General features: G+C 39.9%; 21 protein-coding genes and 1 riboswitch. Of the genes, 14 read left to right on the top strand and 7 right to left on the bottom strand.

Annotated features, from left to right (window positions below; genetic code table 11):
* Positions 1 to 2 precede the first annotated feature (2 nt).
* Genes ACKWCF_RS12685 through ACKWCF_RS12675 form a run of 3 tightly spaced genes read right to left on the bottom strand, consistent with a single transcriptional unit; the run spans position 3 to position 3,878 of the window.
* Positions 3 to 2,453: an ATP-dependent helicase C-terminal domain-containing protein gene (locus ACKWCF_RS12685; protein ID WP_409477963.1), complete on the bottom strand. Its 2,451-nt coding sequence runs from the start codon at positions 2,451 to 2,453 to the stop codon at positions 3 to 5.
* A gap of 12 nt (positions 2,454 to 2,465) precedes the next feature.
* Entirely contained in the window at positions 2,466 to 3,131 is a 666-nt protein-coding gene (locus tag ACKWCF_RS12680; RefSeq protein ID WP_409477962.1) for an SAM-dependent methyltransferase, read from the bottom strand.
* The gene (locus ACKWCF_RS12675) at positions 3,132 to 3,878 is read right to left on the bottom strand and encodes an HAD family hydrolase (RefSeq protein ID WP_409477961.1); all 747 of its coding nucleotides are present in this window, start codon (positions 3,876 to 3,878) and stop codon (positions 3,132 to 3,134) included. It lies immediately after the preceding gene.
* A 129-nt stretch (positions 3,879 to 4,007) separates the two neighbouring features.
* On the opposite strand from ACKWCF_RS12675, the gene phnD reads away from it, so the two are divergent.
* The 6 genes from phnD to ACKWCF_RS12645 all read left to right on the top strand — a co-directional run bounded on the left by phnD (position 4,008) and on the right by ACKWCF_RS12645 (position 9,131).
* Entirely contained in the window at positions 4,008 to 4,934 is a 927-nt protein-coding gene (gene phnD / locus ACKWCF_RS12670; protein ID WP_409477960.1) for a phosphate/phosphite/phosphonate ABC transporter substrate-binding protein, read from the top strand.
* Positions 4,935 to 4,942: 8 nt separating this feature from the next.
* On the top strand, positions 4,943 to 5,731 hold the full coding sequence (gene phnC / locus ACKWCF_RS12665) for a phosphonate ABC transporter ATP-binding protein (RefSeq protein ID WP_409477959.1): 789 nt from the start codon (positions 4,943 to 4,945) through the stop codon (positions 5,729 to 5,731).
* Positions 5,732 to 5,743: 12 nt separating this feature from the next.
* On the top strand, positions 5,744 to 6,769 hold the full coding sequence (gene phnE, locus ACKWCF_RS12660) for a phosphonate ABC transporter, permease protein PhnE (RefSeq protein ID WP_409477958.1): 1,026 nt from the start codon (positions 5,744 to 5,746) through the stop codon (positions 6,767 to 6,769).
* 56 nt (positions 6,770 to 6,825) lie between these two features.
* A riboswitch (guanidine-III (ykkC-III) riboswitch) is annotated at positions 6,826 to 6,895 on the top strand.
* A 16-nt stretch (positions 6,896 to 6,911) separates the two neighbouring features.
* Positions 6,912 to 7,262: a quaternary ammonium compound efflux SMR transporter SugE gene (sugE, locus tag ACKWCF_RS12655; RefSeq protein WP_409477957.1), complete on the top strand. Its 351-nt coding sequence runs from the start codon at positions 6,912 to 6,914 to the stop codon at positions 7,260 to 7,262.
* Positions 7,263 to 7,361: 99 nt separating this feature from the next.
* The gene (locus ACKWCF_RS12650) at positions 7,362 to 8,129 is read left to right on the top strand and encodes a GYF domain-containing protein (RefSeq protein ID WP_409477956.1); all 768 of its coding nucleotides are present in this window, start codon (positions 7,362 to 7,364) and stop codon (positions 8,127 to 8,129) included.
* A 3-nt stretch (positions 8,130 to 8,132) separates the two neighbouring features.
* A complete protein-coding gene (locus ACKWCF_RS12645; RefSeq protein ID WP_409477955.1) occupies positions 8,133 to 9,131 on the top strand; it encodes a hypothetical protein in 999 nt (332 codons plus the stop codon).
* Positions 9,132 to 9,155: 24 nt separating this feature from the next.
* On the opposite strand, the gene ACKWCF_RS12640 is transcribed toward ACKWCF_RS12645, so the two are convergent.
* Complete coding sequence (locus ACKWCF_RS12640) at positions 9,156 to 9,749, bottom strand: hypothetical protein (protein WP_409477954.1); 594 nt, start codon at positions 9,747 to 9,749, stop codon at positions 9,156 to 9,158.
* A gap of 290 nt (positions 9,750 to 10,039) precedes the next feature.
* Here ACKWCF_RS12640 and ACKWCF_RS12635 point away from each other — a divergent pair, with 290 nt between their 5' ends.
* Genes ACKWCF_RS12635 through ACKWCF_RS12610 form a run of 6 tightly spaced genes read left to right on the top strand, consistent with a single transcriptional unit; the run spans position 10,040 to position 16,264 of the window.
* Entirely contained in the window at positions 10,040 to 10,633 is a 594-nt protein-coding gene (locus tag ACKWCF_RS12635; protein WP_409477953.1) for an NADH-quinone oxidoreductase subunit B, read from the top strand.
* 1 nt (position 10,634) lies between these two features.
* Positions 10,635 to 12,329 (top strand): NADH dehydrogenase (quinone) subunit D, encoded by a 1,695-nt coding sequence (nuoD, locus tag ACKWCF_RS12630; RefSeq protein ID WP_409477952.1) that lies wholly within the window; start codon positions 10,635 to 10,637, stop codon positions 12,327 to 12,329.
* Positions 12,330 to 12,347: 18 nt separating this feature from the next.
* Entirely contained in the window at positions 12,348 to 12,821 is a 474-nt protein-coding gene (nuoE, locus tag ACKWCF_RS12625; RefSeq protein ID WP_409477951.1) for an NADH-quinone oxidoreductase subunit NuoE, read from the top strand.
* 9 nt (positions 12,822 to 12,830) lie between these two features.
* Positions 12,831 to 14,141, top strand: coding sequence for an NADH-quinone oxidoreductase subunit NuoF (gene nuoF / locus ACKWCF_RS12620; RefSeq protein ID WP_409477950.1), 1,311 nt, complete (start codon positions 12,831 to 12,833; stop codon positions 14,139 to 14,141).
* Positions 14,119 to 15,729, top strand: a complete 1,611-nt coding sequence (locus tag ACKWCF_RS12615; RefSeq protein ID WP_409477949.1) for a 2Fe-2S iron-sulfur cluster-binding protein — start codon at positions 14,119 to 14,121, stop codon at positions 15,727 to 15,729. The genes nuoF and ACKWCF_RS12615 overlap by 23 nt, the downstream gene beginning before the upstream one ends.
* Before the next feature lie 10 nt (positions 15,730 to 15,739).
* Entirely contained in the window at positions 15,740 to 16,264 is a 525-nt protein-coding gene (locus ACKWCF_RS12610; RefSeq protein ID WP_409477948.1) for a 4Fe-4S binding protein, read from the top strand.
* A gap of 90 nt (positions 16,265 to 16,354) precedes the next feature.
* Here the strand turns inward: ACKWCF_RS12610 and ACKWCF_RS12605 are convergent, their stop codons facing one another.
* The 3 genes from ACKWCF_RS12605 to ACKWCF_RS12595 are packed head-to-tail and all read right to left on the bottom strand — an operon-like array spanning position 16,355 to position 18,182.
* Positions 16,355 to 17,137, bottom strand: a complete 783-nt coding sequence (locus tag ACKWCF_RS12605) for a 4-hydroxy-tetrahydrodipicolinate reductase (protein ID WP_409477947.1) — start codon at positions 17,135 to 17,137, stop codon at positions 16,355 to 16,357.
* A 58-nt stretch (positions 17,138 to 17,195) separates the two neighbouring features.
* The gene (locus tag ACKWCF_RS12600) at positions 17,196 to 17,522 is read right to left on the bottom strand and encodes a hypothetical protein (protein WP_409477946.1); all 327 of its coding nucleotides are present in this window, start codon (positions 17,520 to 17,522) and stop codon (positions 17,196 to 17,198) included.
* A gap of 48 nt (positions 17,523 to 17,570) precedes the next feature.
* Positions 17,571 to 18,182, bottom strand: a complete 612-nt coding sequence (locus tag ACKWCF_RS12595; protein WP_409477945.1) for a hypothetical protein — start codon at positions 18,180 to 18,182, stop codon at positions 17,571 to 17,573.
* A gap of 154 nt (positions 18,183 to 18,336) precedes the next feature.
* Between ACKWCF_RS12595 and ACKWCF_RS12590 the strand changes: the two genes are divergently transcribed.
* On the top strand, positions 18,337 to 19,311 hold the full coding sequence (locus ACKWCF_RS12590; protein WP_409477944.1) for a hypothetical protein: 975 nt from the start codon (positions 18,337 to 18,339) through the stop codon (positions 19,309 to 19,311).
* A gap of 31 nt (positions 19,312 to 19,342) precedes the next feature.
* Positions 19,343 to 19,708 (top strand): response regulator, encoded by a 366-nt coding sequence (locus tag ACKWCF_RS12585; protein ID WP_409477943.1) that lies wholly within the window; start codon positions 19,343 to 19,345, stop codon positions 19,706 to 19,708.
* Positions 19,709 to 19,718: the final 10 nt, after the last annotated feature.

Here is a 19,718-nt window from a genome sequence, read left to right as displayed (position 1 = left end):
TCCTATACTGATGGATCTTCTGGCCAATCGTGTTTTGGGTAACGAGCGCGCAGATCTTTTCTTACATCGGCGTAACTGTTTTTCCAAAAAAGCCCCAATTGGCTGGTGATCTGAGCTGGTCGCATATTCGGTGCCAACAGCTCCAGGGTTAAAGTAAATTTATTATGGCAAATCTTCGGGGTGTCTTTCCACCCGAAGGCATCTTGAATTTTAAGTGAAATTAACGGGGCTTTTTCATCAATATAATCAACCGGATGAGTACGGCCGCGCGTTGATTTTACCGTTTCTGGTAAGTTCTGCAATAAATCACAAAGTTCTTCGTTTAAAACCTGATAACTTAAGTAAAATAAATCACAGTTTTTATAGTCTTCAAAATCGTCATAACCTTGTAAGATATAATCTGTAAGTAAATCTTCGTAGTTTTCAATCTGCGCTTTTGCCTCTTCAGATAAAGTGACATCTTTGCCATCTTTACGGCTTAAGAAATTTAAACGCGCTTTTAGTTTTTCATAATTCGGGTGAATTTTTAAAAAATCCAAAGGCGTTTTCTTAAAAAACTCTTGCCAGTTCTTTTGCAGCTCTTCGCGGCTTAAACGCGATTTACCAAAATCATTTAAAACAAAAGTTTCAAACTTTAACTGTTCAGTTTTAAAAAATTCATTTTTTTCGAAATCATAATGAACTTCAGTTTGCTTTTTAGCCAGCGGAGCAAAAATCTCTTGCGCAAGCTTCTTATCAAAGCCTAGCGCACAAGTAACTTGGGTAAATTGTGAATGGTTTTCGCGTCCAGAAAGTACAATAAAAAAATCAGAGTTAGCGGCCTGAGAACCAGCCGTAGCTTGAAGCCCACGGCCAAACATCGAAACCGCATTAGTTTTATTTTTAACAAAGGCCACTTTTTCCGGAAAATATTCGGCGTACACTTGAATCAAAGTTTTTTCAAAGCTTTCACCAGGAGCCGCTTTATCAGTCACTTTACAGCTTGATAAAATCTGCTGGTAAATACGATCTGTCATAAAATCTAAAGAATCTAAATCTAAAACTTTAGCTACATCAGAGCCTGAGAAGTTTTTATTCTTATCTAGGACATTTTCAACATTGCCAGATTCAAGAACTGCAATCAACTTGGCCGACTCTTTTTCAAATCCACGGCGTGAAAGCTGAAAGTGTAGAATAGAGTTTTCAATCGAGAGCGGCCATTTAGAGACTGTCTTAGCCAGCGGAGTTAACGCAGAAGCCTCAGTGATTAAATGCCATTTAGATAATTTATGGCGCGCTTGTTTTAACGTTAAAGGCGATGGCTTTGTTAACCACGAAAATGACTCTAGATCAGTCACTTCTTGTTGAAATAACAACAACGATTCTTCAAGCAGCGAAGTTTTTAAAATCTCAGGCTCGATTTGTTCTTTCATCGACATTTCATCTGTGGCATGCCAAAGCTTAAAACAGACACCAGCTTGTTCGCGGGCCGCACGACCAGCGCGCTGTTTCGCTGAAAAAAGCGAAATACGTTGTAGGTCTAAGCCAGAAAAACCCACTTTGTTTTCACGGTAAGATTTTTTCTCTAAGCCTGAGTCAATCACACAATCAAGACCTGAAACTGTAATCGAACTTTCAGCCACGTTAGTACTTAAGATAATGCGACGACCAGAACCTAGGTCATTGCGAACAATTTGTTTTTGTTCATTTAAACTTAAAGAGCCGTGCAGTATTTCAATACGGTACTGCGGAAAAAGTGGCTGAATGATATTTCTAAAACGTAAAATTTCACGCTGGCCCGGAAGAAAGATTAAAATATCTTTTTGCGCCGTTTTCCACGCTTTAAGTAGCGTGTCTTTTAAGTGATTAAAGAATAAATCATCACAGACAAGTTTCTGGTTTTTTTCAGAGTAGATAATATCTAACTTATGTGGCGGGGCTTCAACTTCAAAGCTGACACTTTCACCTAAGAAAGTTTTAAGCTGTTGCACATTTAAGGTCGCCGACATGATCACCAGTTGTAAATTGCGGCCCAAAACTTTTTGTTCAAAACTTAAACCTAAAATCAAATCAATTGAACTTGAACGTTCATGAAACTCATCAATGATAAGAGTATGAATTTCATCCCAAAAACTAGGGGTTTGAATACGTTTTAAAAATAAACCCTCGGTCATAAAAATCAGCTGAGTCTTAGCCGAGATCTTATTTTCAAAACGCACTTGATAACCGACATCTTCGCCTAAGACCCAATTGTTTTCAGAGGCAATACGATCCGCCGCAGACAGGGCAGAAACCCTTTTAGGTACAATGACGATAATTTTTTTCGGAGAAGACGAGCGAACAGTTTTTAGTAAATGCGCGGGAACACGTGTCGTTTTACCAGAGCCGGGACTAGCCGTTAAGATCACCGGTTTATCGCCAGTCATCTTTTTAACGATGTCGTCTAAATACGGATCAATCGGTAAAGCTTGCATTGATAATTAAAATTAAACCTTATCGTGAGGGTAAATTAACAGCATAAACTCCGCTTTATCACGATCTAAGTTCTGTAAGATGTAATTCGCTGAACCTTCTAAAACCAGTTCATTTTCTTGTGATAAATCTAAAGCTAAAAGAGCCGGGCGGTTCACAAAATGGCGGTTTAATTCATCAATAGTTTTTTTCAAACGGTAAGGTGTATCCATAATAATGATCGCGCGCTTTTCGTTTGTTAATTTTTGCCATTCTTTCGAACGTGCTTCAGTTTCAGCCGGTAAAAAACCACGAAACACAAATTCATTCAGTCTACGTGATGTTAATGATAATAGTCCCATTAATGACGAAGCCCCTAAAACCGACTTCACTGGAATTTTTTGTTTACGGCATAAACCAATTAAGTCATTACCCGGATCGCAAAAACCAGGGGTTCCGCAGTCAGAAACTAAAGCAACCGTTTCATTTTTGCAGATTTCAGTTAAACGCTTTAAATCATCAAGTGTTGAATGCTCATTTAAAAGCTCATACTTTTTAGCTTTAATATCTAACTGCTTTAATAATTTCGATGTTTCTTTTGTTGATTCACATAAAATCACGTCAGCGGATTTTAAAACTTCTAACGCGCGCAAAGTGATTTCAGAAACTTCTCCGATCGGAGTGGCCACTAAGTACAACATTTACTTATCCTCTTCGATATAAAAGTTTGAAACTTTAATAACCGGAACATTTACTTCTTCTTGGCGTGAGTGCGTTGTATCCAGTTGAATAATATGAATATCCGGTCTGATTTTGCCTAAGGCGTTAATATTCACAGGTTCATTTTCAAAGAAATAAACCGGCGAAATCTCAGGTGGGTATTTTGTAATCGGAAAACGATCAACCACCCAGTCGATTTTAAAAACATGGTCATCCATTGAGCGGTGCGGTTTTAAATGCAAGCAACCTTCTCTGATCGGAAAGCCCCATTTTTGTAAGACTTCTAAAGTACCCACGCCCATACGGGCTACATCACGGCCTGTGAGGTAATGAATTTCACAGCCTGTTTCATGCAGACGCTGAACATAGGGAACAGCACCGCGATAGGGGATATCATAATGTAAGTAAGTATTCGTAAAAAAACGATCCACCCAAAAATCACGAAGTGTTTTGTGAAGTTCAGGGCTTTCATCAAACTTATAGCCGGCGCGAACCAAGGACTCTTTAAGCCCCCAATCGGTGTGTAAAATCTCTACTTTTTTAAGTTCAGGCTTATGCAGCTCTGCAAACTCGTGCAGGATTTGTTGAGTGCGCGGGCTTACATTGAAAAGTGTTGAATCGAGGTCAAAAACACACACTGTGCGCGGATTTTCAGCAGCCACTGTCAGGATTGTTTTAAGACTTTGCTTCAAAGTCTGTTTTAGGCCAGGATCTTGCGGTTGATTCATAAAAGTAACCTATCGAAGGACTCCGAAATAGGCAATGTAAATACTCGGAAACACTTGGAATTGGAAATCTTTTTTGATACGGTTTGCACACTTTAAATTCGCAGCTAAAAAAAGCAAAGCAGGAGACTTATGAAAAACTTTTTAAGCGTTATCGTTACTGCAATGGTTGGTTTATCAATCGTTGGTTGTACAAAAAACAAAGCTGAACTTGGAACAGCAGAAAACCCAATCAAACTTCACTTCGTTCCTTCTGTGGACGCTAAAGTTATCGAAGATAACTCTAAAAAGTTTAAAGAGTACTTAGAGCAAGCTACTCCGTACAAATACGAAGTTACAATTCCGCAGTCATACGTAGCGGTAGTTGAAGCTTTCGGAACTAAACGTGCTGACGTTTCTGCGATCAACACTTTTGGTTATATCTTAGCAAACAGCAAATACGGCGCTGAAGCTCGTATCACTGTATTACGTCATGGCGCTGCAACTTACCAATCTATGTTCGTTGCTAAAGCTGACGGTCCAATCAAAAAATTAGAAGACTTAGCTGGTAAAAAAGTAGCTTTCGTAGATCCTTCTTCTGCTTCTGGTTACATCTTACCTAAAAAATCTTTAAACGATAAAAAAGTTGAAGTTAAAGAAACGGTATTCGCGCAAAAACACGACAACGTGATCTCTATGGTTTACCAAGGTCAAGTTGATGCGGGAGCTGCGTTCTACTCTCCACCTTCAAAAAATGCTTCTGGCACTGAAGAAGTTGAAGATGCTCGTCGTTTAGTTAAAACTCAATACCCAGATGTAGAGAAAAAAATCGCAATCATCGATTTATCTCAGCACATCCCGAACGATCCAATCATCTTCAGAAAAGATATGCCTGAAGAAATGAAAAACAAAATCGTTGATGCTTTCATCGCTTTCGTTTCTACTGAAGACGGTAAAGCCGCTTTCAAAGCTATCTACGGCGTAACTGAACTTAAAAAAGCAACTGATGCTGATTATGATACAGTTCGTGAAATGTTAAAAACTGTTGGCGTAAATCCAGACGATTTAATGAAAAAATAAGGTAAACGATGTCAGTAAAACCCATCTTAAGTATTAAGAACTTAAAAAAGACTTACCCGAACGGTGTGCAAGCGCTTAAAGGCGTTAGCTTCGACGTAAAAAAAGGTGAGTTCTTAGTTGTGATCGGTCTATCAGGTTCTGGCAAATCAACGATGTTACGTTGTATTAACCGCCTGCATGAGCCAACGGCTGGCGAGCTCGTGTTCAATGACGGTAAAGTTGAAAAAGACTTAGCTAAAATTGAATCTTCAGCAGAAACTAAATGGCTTCGTCAAAATGTGGGAATGATCTTCCAACATTTTAACTTAATCCCACGTCACTCGGTTCTTAGTAACGTTTTGATGGGTAAACTTTCAAAAACTTCGACGCTTAAAAGCTTATTCGGCATGTTTTCAGATGCTGATGTCGCAGAAGCGATGAAATACTTAAAATTGGTTGGTATCGCTGATAAAGCACATATTCGTGCCGACCAATTATCTGGCGGTCAGCAACAACGTGTTGCGATCGCAAGAGCTCTTACTCAGAATCCACAAATCCTATTAGCTGACGAACCAGTTGCCTCTTTAGATCCGGCAACTTGTCATGTAGTTATGGATTACTTAAGAAAAGTAAACCAAGAATTAGGAATCACTATCGTATGTAATCTTCACTTCTTATCTTTAGTGCGCCAATACGCAACTCGCGTTGTGGCACTTAAAGGTGGTGAGCTTGTTTACGAAGGCGATCCGAAAAATATCGATGAAGCTTGGTTTGAAAAAATCTACGGCGCTGGCGCTAAAGAAGTACACATCAACTAGAGGAGCGACCAGATGAAATCATACGTTATCAGAAGAAGTATCTTAGACGGTTTTACCTTCGCATTCCTAATCGCTTCAATTGCGGTATGGATTATCAATCCAACTGACGAACAAGCTCTTAACATGAAAGTAAACGTGGCGTATTTTGCCGCTGCTTTTATCTTAGGGACTTTTGTTTCTCACGTATTAACGAAACTTAAAATTACAACTTTAGGTGAGGCGTTATTCCAACCGCCTTACAAAAAATCTATCGTCGAAGTCCCATGGTATAAAACATTCTCTGCTTGGCAGTTGATTGTTTTATTGTTGGGCTTAATGGTCGTAAGTATCATTAAGACAAAATTTTCGATGTACGAATTATTAAATGAAGACGGCTTTGACGGTGCGATTCGTTTATTCAAAGGTATCGGAAATCCTAATTGGGATATCTTGCCTAAAGCTATCTTAAACATCATCGAAACTATTTTCATGGCGTTCTTAGCTACAGCTTTAGCAATTCCATTTGCTTTCGTTTTATCTTTCGTATCAGCGAAAAATATCATGACGGGCAAAGCTGGTTTTTCGATCTACTTAGCGATGCGTACATTATTCAATGTTATGCGTTCAATCGAAGCTCTAGTGTGGGCGATCATTTTCTCGGTATGGGTTGGTATCGGTCCGTTTGCGGGTATGTTGGCTCTTATGATCCACTCAATTGCTTCATTAGCGAAACAATATTCTGAAATGGTTGAAACTGTAAGTGAAGGCCCGATCGAAGGCGTTCAATCTTGCGGTGCTAACAAGCTTCAAACTATTTGGTACGCGATTGTTCCACAGGTTATTTTACCTTACGTTTCATTCACTGTTTACCGCTGGGATATCAATGTACGTATGGCAACGATCATCGGTTTAGTTGGCGGTGGTGGTATCGGTACTTTATTAGTACAATATCAAGGACAAGCGATGTGGCCTGAAGTGGGCACGATCATCGTGGTTATTGCCATAGTAGTATGGGCGATGGACCAAGCTTCTGCGTACATCCGCGAAGCTTTAAAATAATCTACTTAATAGCAATAAGGACGACCGAGAGGTCGGCCCTTTAGAAAAAAGGTCTGCCGGAGGCAGATCAAAACCAGCCCCCTGACGAGGTGAACCGTACCAGGTTAAACGCAAAGACGGCTCTTTTTACAAAGGAGTCGTTATGTTAGGGTTATCGTCATTATCAGCAAACACAATCGCTTGGATCGTTTTAATTATCGCAGGTTTATTTGAAATCTGTTGGGCGGTCGGTCTTAAATACAGCGAAGGTTTCACCAAATTAGCTCCCAGTATTTTCACGTTAGTCACATTGGGAATCAGTATGTTTTTATTGGCAAAAGCCAGTCAGGTTCTGCCGATCGGTACAGCTTACGGTGTGTGGGTTGGGGTCGGTGCTTTAGGAACAGCGATTTTAGGAATTGTCTTATTTCAAGAAACGGTAACTCCGGCTCGCTTATTGTTTTTAATTATGCTTCTGGTTTCGATAATTGGTTTAAAACTGTCGAGCAAGTGATCAGTAGAACGGACCTGTAAAAAGTTTGTACGATTTCAAAAAAATTTAAGACCATAGTCTGGCCCTCCGATACATACACTGAATAATAGGGGAAAGTGTATGTCGACTTACTATATCGCGAGCCAAGGCAAGCAACAGGGACCGTTCACAATTCAAGAAATTGAAGTGAAATTAACGTCGCAAAAAATTAATTGGCACGATTACATCTACGATGATAAAGCCGAAGACTGGGTTTTATTAATGGAGTACGCTCCGTTTACGCAATTATTTAATAAAAGTTTTCAAACACCTCTTGCTGTTGTGAAAGATAAACCAGATGTCGACCCGGCGAAGAAACGCCAATGGTTTGTGTTAAAGCAAAATAATAATTACGGTCCATTTTCAAAATTAGATTTAATTCAAATGCTGCAAAGTAAAACTTTGCACGAGTACGACTTTATCTGGCACGAAAATATGACGGCGTGGAAGCGTTTAGCTGAAGTGCAAGAGTTTTCAGTGCAGGAAATTCGTTTGTTATTTGATAAATACGCGAAGAAAAAAGATGCTAACGATAAAGTTTTCTTTCGCCGCAAATATGCGCGTGCAAAAGTGGATTCGCATGCGATTGTTCATGATAAGAAAAAAATCTACAAATCAGTGGGTGTTGAAATTTCTGAAGGTGGCGCAGGTTTAATGATTGAAGATGGCGAGTTTGATAAAGATCAACAAGTGTATCTTCATTTTAAACCGGCACCAGAAGTTCCGGCATTCAATGCGATTTGTAAAATTGTCTCTAAAAAAGGTAACATTTACGGCGTTCAGTTTTTAAAAATCTCCGCAGCCGCAAAAACGTATATTGCAAACTATACTAAAAAGAAAGCGGCTTAAATTATGAAAAAAACCACGACGGTTCTTGTTTTATCAGCGTTAGTTATTGCTATGTTGAATACCACTGGTTGTTCAAATGCGGCGACAAGTTTTGCTTTGCCGCAACAGAACGAAGAGTTTTCAGGACAAATTTTTTATAACAACAAAGTCGATCTTTTATTTGTTGTTGATAACTCAAAATCAATGCTTCAGTACCAACAGCGACTAGCTGCTAAAGTGCATGACATGGTCGGCACGTTAAATAGCTTAGGCATGGATTACCGTGTGGCTGTAACAACATCAACAATGGCTAAAACTTCTGATTATCCTTCATCAAGAAAACTTGTGGGAAGCCCGCATTATTTAACACGTACGAATATCAACTTGTTGGCAGATAGAATTATCGTTGGCGAATCAGGTTCTGATTTAGAGCGCAGTCTTGATGCGATGAAATTTGTGACTTCAACAGATTATCCAGACCAGTTTTTAAGAAGTGATGCTTTATTTTCTGTAATTTTCATCAGTGATGAAGTTGATCAAAGCTCTGAATTCGGTAACCCGAACAACGATGATTTCGTAAATTACTTAAACCAACGTAAGCCGACTTTTTCAGACGGAACACGTGGTTGGATTGCAAACTACATCGGTATTTTATCAAATCAAAGTTGCGATGTTTTAGGTGGCCACGTTTCAATCGGCACTCAGTTTTTAAAACTAGTTGATTCGTCAAAAGGTGTTAAATCTTCAATCTGCTCAGCGGATTTAAGTGCAGCGGTCGCCAATATCAAAGCCCGAATCATTGGTCAGCTTACGGCATATAGATTTAAAGATATTCCGAATAAAGCTACGATCCAAGTGACAGTGGGTGGCCGTGCGATTTTTGAAGATGCAGCAAACGGTTGGACATTAGAGACAGAAACAAATAACGGTGCGACAGTTTATCTTTTAAAATTCCATGGTGATGCAGTTCCTGCCTCTGATGAGCGTGTGACTGTTGATTATAAGCCAAGCGGCGCTACTTAGCTGTTTGATGGACAGTTTAATGTCTTAATCAAAATTAGAAAAAACTAATCCAATGCCGGCACGGTTCCATTTAACGGGAGCTGTGCTTAAGCTTTCTGTGAACTCTTCTTGAGTGTAATCTAAAACTAAACCCAGCTTTCCACGCAGGCGGTGAATGTACTGAACAGTGTAGCCGCCTTCTGCGATGTATTCTTGTTTGGTATTATTAATATCGGTTTTCTCAAGCTGGTAGCTGTGGCTAGCGCGATAGAATACGCCCAGGCTTTGTCTGCCATTATAATAATCAAGTCGGGGGCCGAAAGCGATACCGGTTCCGCCAACGTTAGTGTTGGCGACTTCTGCAGCATCGGTGATTTGTGAACTTTGCATGTACTCAGCCATGGCAGAGACGCGAATTTTCCAAAATCGAATGCCCATAAATAATTGCGCGGGATAGAAGTACATATCGCGATCAGGAGCGTCGGTGAGGCCGTTTCCCATTGTTCCCTTAGAGGCAATGACTGAAAAACCAGCGCTGAAGACTTTGCTGTTTGAATTCTGTGCAGATGGGGCGCCATTAAAGCTATAACCAGTAAAAGTTTTGCGTGCGAAAGCAGTCTCAGTGAGAATGATAATCATCACGCTAGTTATTACACTTAAAACGGTTAGCTTTTGAAAAAACATAATTAAATTTAGCACAATCTTTTATCAGAGGCCATTTGCCTCTTTGAGAATGAGACTTTTCACCAAAGGACGAAAGTCCAGGTCGGGCGAAAATCGCAACAAACAAACACTCGAAAATTTGCCCGAAAATGACCGCGCATTTAGCACGTTATGTCGTTGTCATCACTCAGGAATTTTGTAATGATGAGTCGTTGAAAACCAATTGATTATACCAAAGGCCTGGCGGAGCTAGGTACGGAGTTCATATGTCGGATACAGTGTCTGATAAATCTTTAGAAGATATGTCAAAATCATTCGCGTTAACTACGCGTCTTGATGCGATTGCAGCGTGGGGACAAAGAAATGCTTTGTGGCCACTTCCTTACGGTACAGCTTGTTGTGGTATCGAATTAATGTCGGTGATGGGACCGAAATATGACTTAGCCCGTTTCGGTGCGGAAGTTGTTCGTTTCTCTCCTCGTCAAGCTGACTTACTTGTTGTTGCCGGAACAATCACAGAAAAAATGGCACCAATCTTAGTTCGTATCTACCAACAAATGTTAGAGCCGAAATATGTTTTATCAATGGGTGCATGTGCAAGCTCTGGTGGTTTCTACCGCGCTTACCACGTGTTACAAGGTTGCGATAAAGTTATTCCAGTAGATGTTTACGTTCCAGGTTGTCCTCCAACTCCAGAAGCAGTTCTAGATGGCGTGATGACGTTACAAAAAATGATTAAAGACAGAACGCCACGTCCATGGAAAGACAACTGGGTTTCTCCATACGAAGTGAACGCACAAACTGTTCCTGACTCATTAACTTCAACAAGACTAGTAACGCCTCGTCCGGTGGGAGTGTAAGATGTCTTCAGCTGAACAATTAGCAACATTGAAATCTGACATCGCCGTAAAATTCGGTGATAACGCTTACAAATTTTCTACTACACCAGTTGGCGATCACGTTGTTGAAGCTCCGAAAGAAACTGTAAATGCACTTTTAAGATATTTAAAAGAATACGCTGGTTACAATTTCTTAATGGACGTTTGCGGTGTTGATTATCCAAACCGTGAGAAACGTTTTGATGTTGTTTACCACTTATTCGGTTCTTCAGACTCTCGTCGTCTACGTGTAAAAACACAAGTTGCTGACGGTGAATCAGTTCCAACAGCAACAACTGTTTGGAAAGGTGCTGACTGGTTTGAGCGTGAAGCTTACGACATGTTCGGTATCAAATTTTCTGGTCACCCGAACTTAAGAAAAATTTTAACTCACCACCAATTTGTTGGACATCCGTTACGTAAAGATTACGAAGCTGATAAACAACAGCACTGTTCTTCTGTTTTACCAATTCACTTTGATAACACGCCAGAACAACGTGGTGACCAATTAGATTCTAGATATGTTCCATTAAATATCGGACCTTCACATCCAGCGATGCACGGAACACTTCGTGTAATGGCTGAATTAGATGGTGAAACAATCGTTCGTGCAATGCCAGAGATTGGTTACTTACACCGTTGTTTCGAAAAAATGGCTGAAACTCATCCGTACAACCAAGTTATTCCGTACACTGACCGTTTAAATTACTGTTCAGCGCCAATGAATAATATCGGTTACTGTATGGCTGTAGAAAAATTAATGGGTTTAGAAATTCCAGCTCGTGCTGAAGCTATGCGTGTGATCTTATGCGAATTATCTCGTGTGATCGATCATATCATTGCCGTTGGTACTGGTGGCGTTGATTTAGGTGCTTTAACAGCTTTCTTCCACTTATTTACTTTCCGTGAAAAAGTTTATTCTTTATTCGAAAAACTTTGCGGTGCTCGCTTAACTGTAGCTATGACTCGTGTTGGTGGTATGGCTTACGACGCTCCAGAAGGTTGGTTTAACGATGTTCTTCGTTTCTGCGATGAAATGTCTGACGGCGTAGAAGAAATTTCTAAAATGTTATTAGGAAATAAAATCTTCATCAAACGTACTCAAAATGTTTGCCCGGTATCGGCACAAGACGCGATCGAGTGGGGTTACACTGGTCCTTTATTAAGAGCATCAGGTGTTAACTTAGATTTACGTCGTGCACAGCCTTACTACGGTTACGATAAATATGATTTCGATATTCCAGTTGGAACAACTGGCGATATCTATGATCGTTACTTAGTGCGTATCGAAGAAATGCGCCAATCAATCCGTATCATCAGACAAGTTTGCAAAAACGTTCCATCTGGTGACTGGACAGTTCGTGATAAAGGCGTAGTGCTTCCAGAGAAAAAAGACGTTTACGGTAACATCGAAGGTTTAATGAATCACTTCATGTTAGTGATCAAAGGTCTTCGTCCGCCGGTTGGCGAAATTTACTCGGCGACTGAAGCGGCTAACGGTGAATTAGGTTTCTACTTAGTTTCTGATGGTTCAGCTTCTCCGTACCGTTTAAAAGTTCGTCCACCATGTTTTGCCATTTACCAATCATTCCCAGATGTGGTTAAGGGTTCGATGTTAGCAGATGCGATTGCAACTGTTGCTTCAATGAACTTAATCGCTGGTGAGTTAGACAGATAGTCGCAGGAGAAGAGAAGAATGTTTCAATTATCTGCCCAAGGAAAAGAAAAAGTTTTAGCTGAATTGAAAAGATATGAATCTCGTCAATCAGCGGTTCTTCCTGCGCTTTACATCGCGCAAGCTGAAAACAAAGGTTACATCTCTCCAGAAGTAATCAAAGAATTGTCTCGTGTAATGGAAATTCCAGAAGCGAACATCAATGAAGTTTGCACGTTCTACACGATGTACAACAAAGAACCGATCGGTACTCATCACGTACAAGTTTGCCGTACACTTTCTTGCTACTTAAATGGTGCGAAAGAATTGTCTGAACACATTTGTTCACAATTAAACACTCACTTAGGTGAGAAAACTAAAGACGGTAAATTCACAGTAACTGAAGTTGAATGCTTAGGTTCATGTGGAACAGCTCCGATGATGCAAATCGGAGATAAATATTACGAAAATTTAACTCATGAATCAGCGATGAATATCATCCGCGGTTTGAAATAAGGATAAAACATGAGCGAAGTTAAATATCTTACAGAATTTTATCACTTACCAGAATTCCAAGGCATCGAAGGCTACAAGAAAAACGGTGGATACGTTGAACTTGGTAAAGCTTTAAAAATGCAACCTCAAGAAATCATCGACGTGGTTAAAGCTTCGGGCTTACGCGGTCGTGGTGGCGCGGGTTTCCCAACAGGAATGAAATGGGGCTTCTTACCGAAAAACGGTGAAGAGCGTTACTTATTATGTAATGCCGATGAAGGCGAACCAGGAACTTTCAAAGATCGTATGATGATGGAGCGTGCTCCGCACCAATTAATCGAAGGTATGATCATCTCTGGTTTTGCGATCGGTTCAAAAAAATCTTACATCTACGTTCGTGGTGAGTACGATGCTTCAATCAACTCATTACTTAATGCGATTCAAGAAGCGTACAAAGCTGGTTACTTAGGAAAAAACATCTTAGGTTCTGGTTTTGACCACGATATGGATGTGTACCGCGGAGCTGGCGCTTACATCTGCGGTGAAGAAACAGGAATGATTTCTTCACTTGAAGGTTTAAAAGGCCAACCTAAATTAAAACCGCCGTTCCCGGCAGTTCAAGGTTACTTAAAAAAACCAACTATCGTGAATAACGTAGAAACATTAGCCGCTGTTAAATACATTATCCGTGACGGTGCTGAAGGCTACCGTAAATACGGAACTGAAAAATCAGCGGGTTCAAAATTATTCTCATTATCTGGAAACGTAAATAAACCAGGTAACTACGAAGTTCCATTAGGATATCCGTTAAAAGATATGATCAATGGTCTTGGTGGCGGCATTAAAAACGGAAGAAAATTAAAAGCGGTTATCCCTGGTGGATCATCAGCTCCGGTTTTAACAGCTGAAGAAGCTTTAAAAGCCACTCTTGATTATGAAAACTTAGCAGCAGCTGGAACGATGTTAGGGTCTGGCGCAATCATCGTGATCGACGATTCTAAATGTATGGTTGAATGCTTAGCGAACTTAACTCACTTCTACCACCACGAATCTTGCGGCCAATGTACTCCTTGCCGTGAAGGTACTGGCTGGGCAGATAAAATCGTTCACTCGATTTTATCTGGTAAAGGTCGCTTACAAGACATCGAGTTATTAGTAAAAGTAGCTGATAACATGAAAGGTAAAACTATCTGCGCCTTATCTGATGCAGCAGCGTTACCAATCATCAGCTTCGTAACTAAATTCCGCGATGAATTTGAATATTTCGTTAAAGAAGGCAAATCAAAAGTAAAAGGTACAGCGTACAAAGGACATGCATATGCAGCAACAGCCTCTCATTAATTGTACAATTAACGGTGTAGCTCTTCAGGTTAAAGCTGGAACTACAATCATCGAAGCGATGTATGAAAATTCTCAAAAAATCGCTCACTATTGCTGGCACCCAGGCTTAAGCATCGCCGGTGTTTGCCGTCTTTGTATGGTGGAAATCGAAGGAAATCCACGTTTACAAATCGCGTGTAACACGGTTGTGACTGAAGGAATGAAAGTTAACAACACGTCTGAAAAAGTTAAAGACGCTGCTAAATGGGGTTTAGATTTCCACTTAATCAACCATCCATTAGATTGTCCTATTTGTGACCAGGCCGGTGAGTGCGGTCTACAAGAACAGTACATGGAGTTTGGTAAATACAACTCTGAAATGGCTGAGAAAAAACAAAAGAAACATAAAGTGGTAGATCTAGGCCCAACAGTGGTTCTAGATTCTGAACGTTGTATTCTTTGTTCTCGTTGCGTTCGTTTCACTGATGAAGTTTCTAAAACTCACGAATTAGGAATTTTCAACCGTGGTGACCACGCTGAAATCGGAACTCACGCAGGTAAACCATTAGATAATAAATACTCTTTAAACACTGTTGATATCTGTCCGGTAGGCGCTTTAACTTCTAAAGACTTCCGTTTCCGTCAACGTGTATGGTTCTTAAAAGATCAAGAGACTGTTTGTAACGGTTGTTCTACAGGCTGTAACGTGAAAGTGTACTTCAATAAAGAGGGCGTTTTCCGTGTTAAACCGAAGCGTAACGATGCGATCAACGGTCACTGGATGTGCGATGAAGGTCGCGATGTTTACAAATTCGTAAATAAAGAACACAGAATGATCAAAGGCCACAAATTAGCTAATGGCGTTTGGAATACAGAATTACACGCTGGTGCAGCGGCAAAAGACGCAGCATTAAGCTTACAAGGTGTAACTGGTAATGACATTGCTTTAGTAGTGACTGGTCAACACACTGTTGAAGAGTTAGAAGCGATCGTTTCTACATTCGTAAACACTTACAAAACTAAAAACGTTTACCACTGGTGGAATTCTGAAGCTACGGCTAATGAATTTGACGGTATCCTTTTACGTGGCGATAAAAATCCAAATACAAAAGGTTTACAACAAGTTTTCGCTAAACACGGAATCACAACTAAGTTTTCTGATTTAGATCCTTCTAAAGTAAAACACTTAGTGGTAGTTGGTCCTGAAAACGTCCCAGTTTACAAAGATTTCACAGCTAAATTAGAGTTCTTCGCTAAAGCTTCGAACTTAATTTACATGACAGCTGCGAAAGTTGATTCTTTAGTGGCTAATAAAAACTTAGCTGTTAGCGGTAAGACGGCAACAATCATTCCATTAAAAACTTTCGTTGAAAAAACAGGAACATTCGTTAACCACGCAGGTGTTTCTCAAACTTTCAAAAAAGTAACGACGGTTGTTTCTGAAGCTTTAACTGTAGTTGAAGCAGCAGCTTTATTAGCTGGCCAAGAAATCAAAGTTGAAACATTAAATCCTAAGAACTTATTTGTAGCGGCTAACGAGCGCACTGATAAAGTGACTTTAGATTTCCGTAAGAAAAATGAATTTATTTTCCAACGTGGAAAGTTATAAGAGGTAGAACATGGCTGTAATGCAAAACACTTCTGAAAAATCGAAATGGTACTTACCGGGGATTGCTACAGGTTTAGTGATCACGATGAAGCACATGTTAAAGAATATCTTTAACAAAAAAGAAATGATCACTTTAAACTACCCAGAAGAGAAGTATGAATACTCTCCGCGTTTTAAAGGTAATCACATCTTAACAGTAAAAAAAGACGGCGCGATTCGTTGCACGGCTTGTATGTTATGTGCGACAAACTGCCCGGCAGACTGTATTAAAATCACGGCGTCTGAGCATCCAGATCCACACGTTGAAAAATACCCAATTAGCTATGAAATCGATATGCTACGTTGTGTATTCTGCGGTTTCTGTGAAGAAGCTTGCCCAGTGGATGCGATCCGTTTAGGACCTGAGTGGCAAACTCCAGGTTTAAACGGCGCAAACTTCACATACGACATCAAACAATTAGCTTACCGCCCAGGTCTTAAAGGTGGCGTTCAGTCTGTTGTTGATGATCAAGAACGTTTGAAATCTGGTATTTAAAAAGTAAAAAGTGCCAGGCCGTTTTCGGTACGGTTATATTTGAACTGGAAATAAAAAAGGAGAAGTAAAAACTTCTCCTTTTTTATTTTGTTAAGCTGTGGTTTCGAAATCGAGCTCTTTGACTTTTCTCATAAATTTTTCATGAATAACCTGTTCCATCGAATAAAGACCTGCAGGCTTGTGCTGTAACCATTTGCCGGCAAAGGCAGCGCCAGTGCCGAAAGCCGCACGATTGATACTTTCGTGTACGATGCGAATGGTTTGATTCGGTAACCCGAAAATGACTTCATGTTTTCCGACAACGCCGCCCACACGGATTGAATTGACGTGCAGTTGTGGGTCAATATCCAAGTGATTGGCTAAACGAAGAGCTGTGCCTGAAGTTTCTTTTTTATCGCGAAAATGTTCTTCAATCACTTCGATATCGGCTAAAGGAATAATTTTTTGTAAAACTTTAGATGCAATCATTAGCCAGTTAATGCCTAAAGTAATATTAGGCGAACTAAGAATAGCTGTTTTAAGACTGGCATCTTTAATTAAAGCTTCTTCTTCGGGTGTGTATTTAGAAATAGCGGTAACGATGCGAACACCGGCGTCAGCTAAAGTATTGTAAAGTGCTGTAGCTTTACCAGAAGAAAAATCAATCACCACATCCACCGGATTTTTTTTCATAAATTCCGGAGTTAATTTATCAAATGCGACAAACGGTGAAAAGTTACCGTCAAAGCCCAAAGCGTGACTGGCATAAGTTAGAGCGGGATTAATTGTTTTTCTGCAAACCCATTGCAGCGAAAGTTCAGAGTCAGAAACAAGTTCTTTAGCGACAACAGAACCGGTACGGCCGAAGCCTAATAGACCTACGCGAATAGCCATAGCTACCTCCTAATAAGTATGTTTGATGTGAAATTAATGTGAACGGTTTAAGACAGATCTAAACCTGTAGAATTTCGCAAAACACAAAAGGAGATGTGTGAATGGATAGTAATTTATTTTGAAGAGTAAAACTTTGTTTTAAAAATAAAGCCGAAATATCAAATATCGGCGCATAAACCAGAATAAAATAAGGGCTTACAAATAGGGGGAGTGATGTGTCTTTAACTTCGGCGTGAGCCTGTAAACGGCCGATCGGAAGTTTAAAATCTGAATATTGGATTTCACCATTTTTATGATCAGCATGTAATAACGGGCGATCTCCGTGCGAGGTCGGTGCAAACACGGCAAAGAAAGTAAAAATGATCGCGGCTAATAAAACATTCACTCTCTCAAGTTTAGGTGAAAAACTTAGAGAGAGTCAAAAAACAGAGCGTTAAATATCTAAACCTAAGAAAAATTTGATGTAGTTACCGCTTAAATCGATGTCCTTTTTATTGCCTGAGACAGAGTCAGTGGCATCTTTCCATTTTGTTTGAATAAGACCCGCTTCAGCACCAACGATCAGTGGTAGAACAATTAGTGGTTTAACTTCTAATTCCATACCTACAGTGTAACTTGTTAGTGTTCCACCAGAGTAGTCGACAACATTTGAACCGCCTTGAGCTACACGCACACCAGCGCTGTGATCAATACCGTAAGAAATAATTGGTCCTAGATGAACGATCGTGTTGATCAGACGGTAGTTAGCTAAAATCGCTGTTCTATTCAGGTGAGCTTCACCTTCGATGCCATCTTTTTCGACTTCAAGTTTTAATTTTTCAGTGCGTAAACCAAAACCCACCGGAACTAGTGGAAGTGAAACAAGAACATCGGCACCTAAACCATAAAGAGGCACCATGCCGGGAGTTTGTCCTTCGCAGGATTTACCTTTACACACATCAGTTAAAGCATCTTTAGCAACGATACCTGTGTAATTGGCGCGAGCTGTAATTAAAGCCCATGAACTCATTGGAAAAGCTAACACTAACAACAATAATTTTTTCATTCGAAGAATCTCCCTACAAGCTATTATGACTGAGTAAGTATTTATTGGCGAGTCTAACTCGCCTCGTCTTATGTCGGTGGTCGAGTCTAAATGACAGCTAAATCACTGTGAATCGCTTTGTTATTTAAGTGAATTCAGTTTGAAATATAAGAGTATGAATTACCTGAATGCGGAAAATTACCAGGCTCTCAATGAAAAGCTATCGCTTAGCTTTTCAGAAAAGTTCGGTGCACCGTTAAAGGTCAGAGCTTTCGAAAATTTCATGTTCGCCGGTTACGATTTGTGTTTTGGTTTACTGCAGTTTTTATCGCACAGACCAAAAATAGGAATCGTTCGCGCCGGAAGCAGTCTTCAGGAGTATTTGCTTCCTCATTTTTACCGTTTACAAACACCGTTAGTTTTTAAAAAAGAAAACGAAAATTTTGCGCAGTTTATTTTTCAGTTTGATCATGAATTTAATTTTGTTCTGTGGTCATCAGAAAATGAAATTACAGGCGAAATTTTATTAAGTTTCGAACAGCGCCAGGAAATTCATAAAAGTCTTGCGGCTAAACGTATTTTTTCAATCGAAGTAAAATCTAAATTTACCGCACAAGACGTAGAAATTTTTAAGCAAAGTGCCTATGCCGTGATTGTTGAAGCAGGAACTGTTTTCTCAAAAGAACAGTGCCTGGTATTTCATTCGGATAAGTTAAAAACACCTTCTTTAATAGGGCATTATCAAAACAGTCTTAAAGCTGTAAGCGATTACCTGACTGAATCGAATTTCAAGCCGTCTGACAACACGGCGCTCCTGAAACAGACCGAAAATTCTTTGTTAAATTATTTTAACCGCTACGCTGTTAAACCCGCAACTTTAGAAGACCGTTTTGTACTGTACTCTAAAACTGTAGCCGGAACTGCGCTTAAAGATGAGTTAAATTTGAATTCAAGCCAAGCTTTTGCCCCCAGTGAGCTTCCTAGCTGGATTGTAGATGCTATTCCGGCCTGGTGGCCCGAGGCTAAAAGCAGTGAATTGATGATGGGCCTGTTGGTCATCGACCTTAAAGCTTTAGACGAAAAATCTTTACAAAAAATTCAAGAGATTCACGAGAGATTAACAACCCAGTCTACGTGGTCTATTTCTTGACAGTTTTCACGCACAAATTGATATTGAAATTGTGAGCGATAAATACGTGCTAATTGTCGATGACGACAAAGACATTCAATCAGCTATCAAAATGATTTTAGAGATGCATGGCTATCAGGTGAGTTGTGTTTCTAACGGTAAAGAAGCGTTAGAAGTTTTAACTCGCGGGCCGTCGCCATCGATTATTTTGTTAGATCTAATGATGCCCGTAATGGACGGTTTTGAATTTATGCGTTTAATGGAAGGTGGACATATTTCGCCAAAGGTGCCTATCGTTGTGATGACCGCCGCACGCAATAAAGCTCACGAAATAAAAAACTACACGACATTATTAAAACCTTTCGACGTTACTAAACTGCTATCGATTATCGGAGACCAATATCAAACCATTAGTTAGCAGTCGTTTT

Source organism: Pseudobdellovibrio sp. HCB154 (genome assembly GCF_046267985.1).
Classification (GTDB): Bacteria; Bdellovibrionota; Bdellovibrionia; order Bdellovibrionales; family Bdellovibrionaceae; genus Pseudobdellovibrio.
Note: the sequence above shows the minus strand (reverse complement) of the source record. Positions and strands in the feature narration are given on the sequence as shown.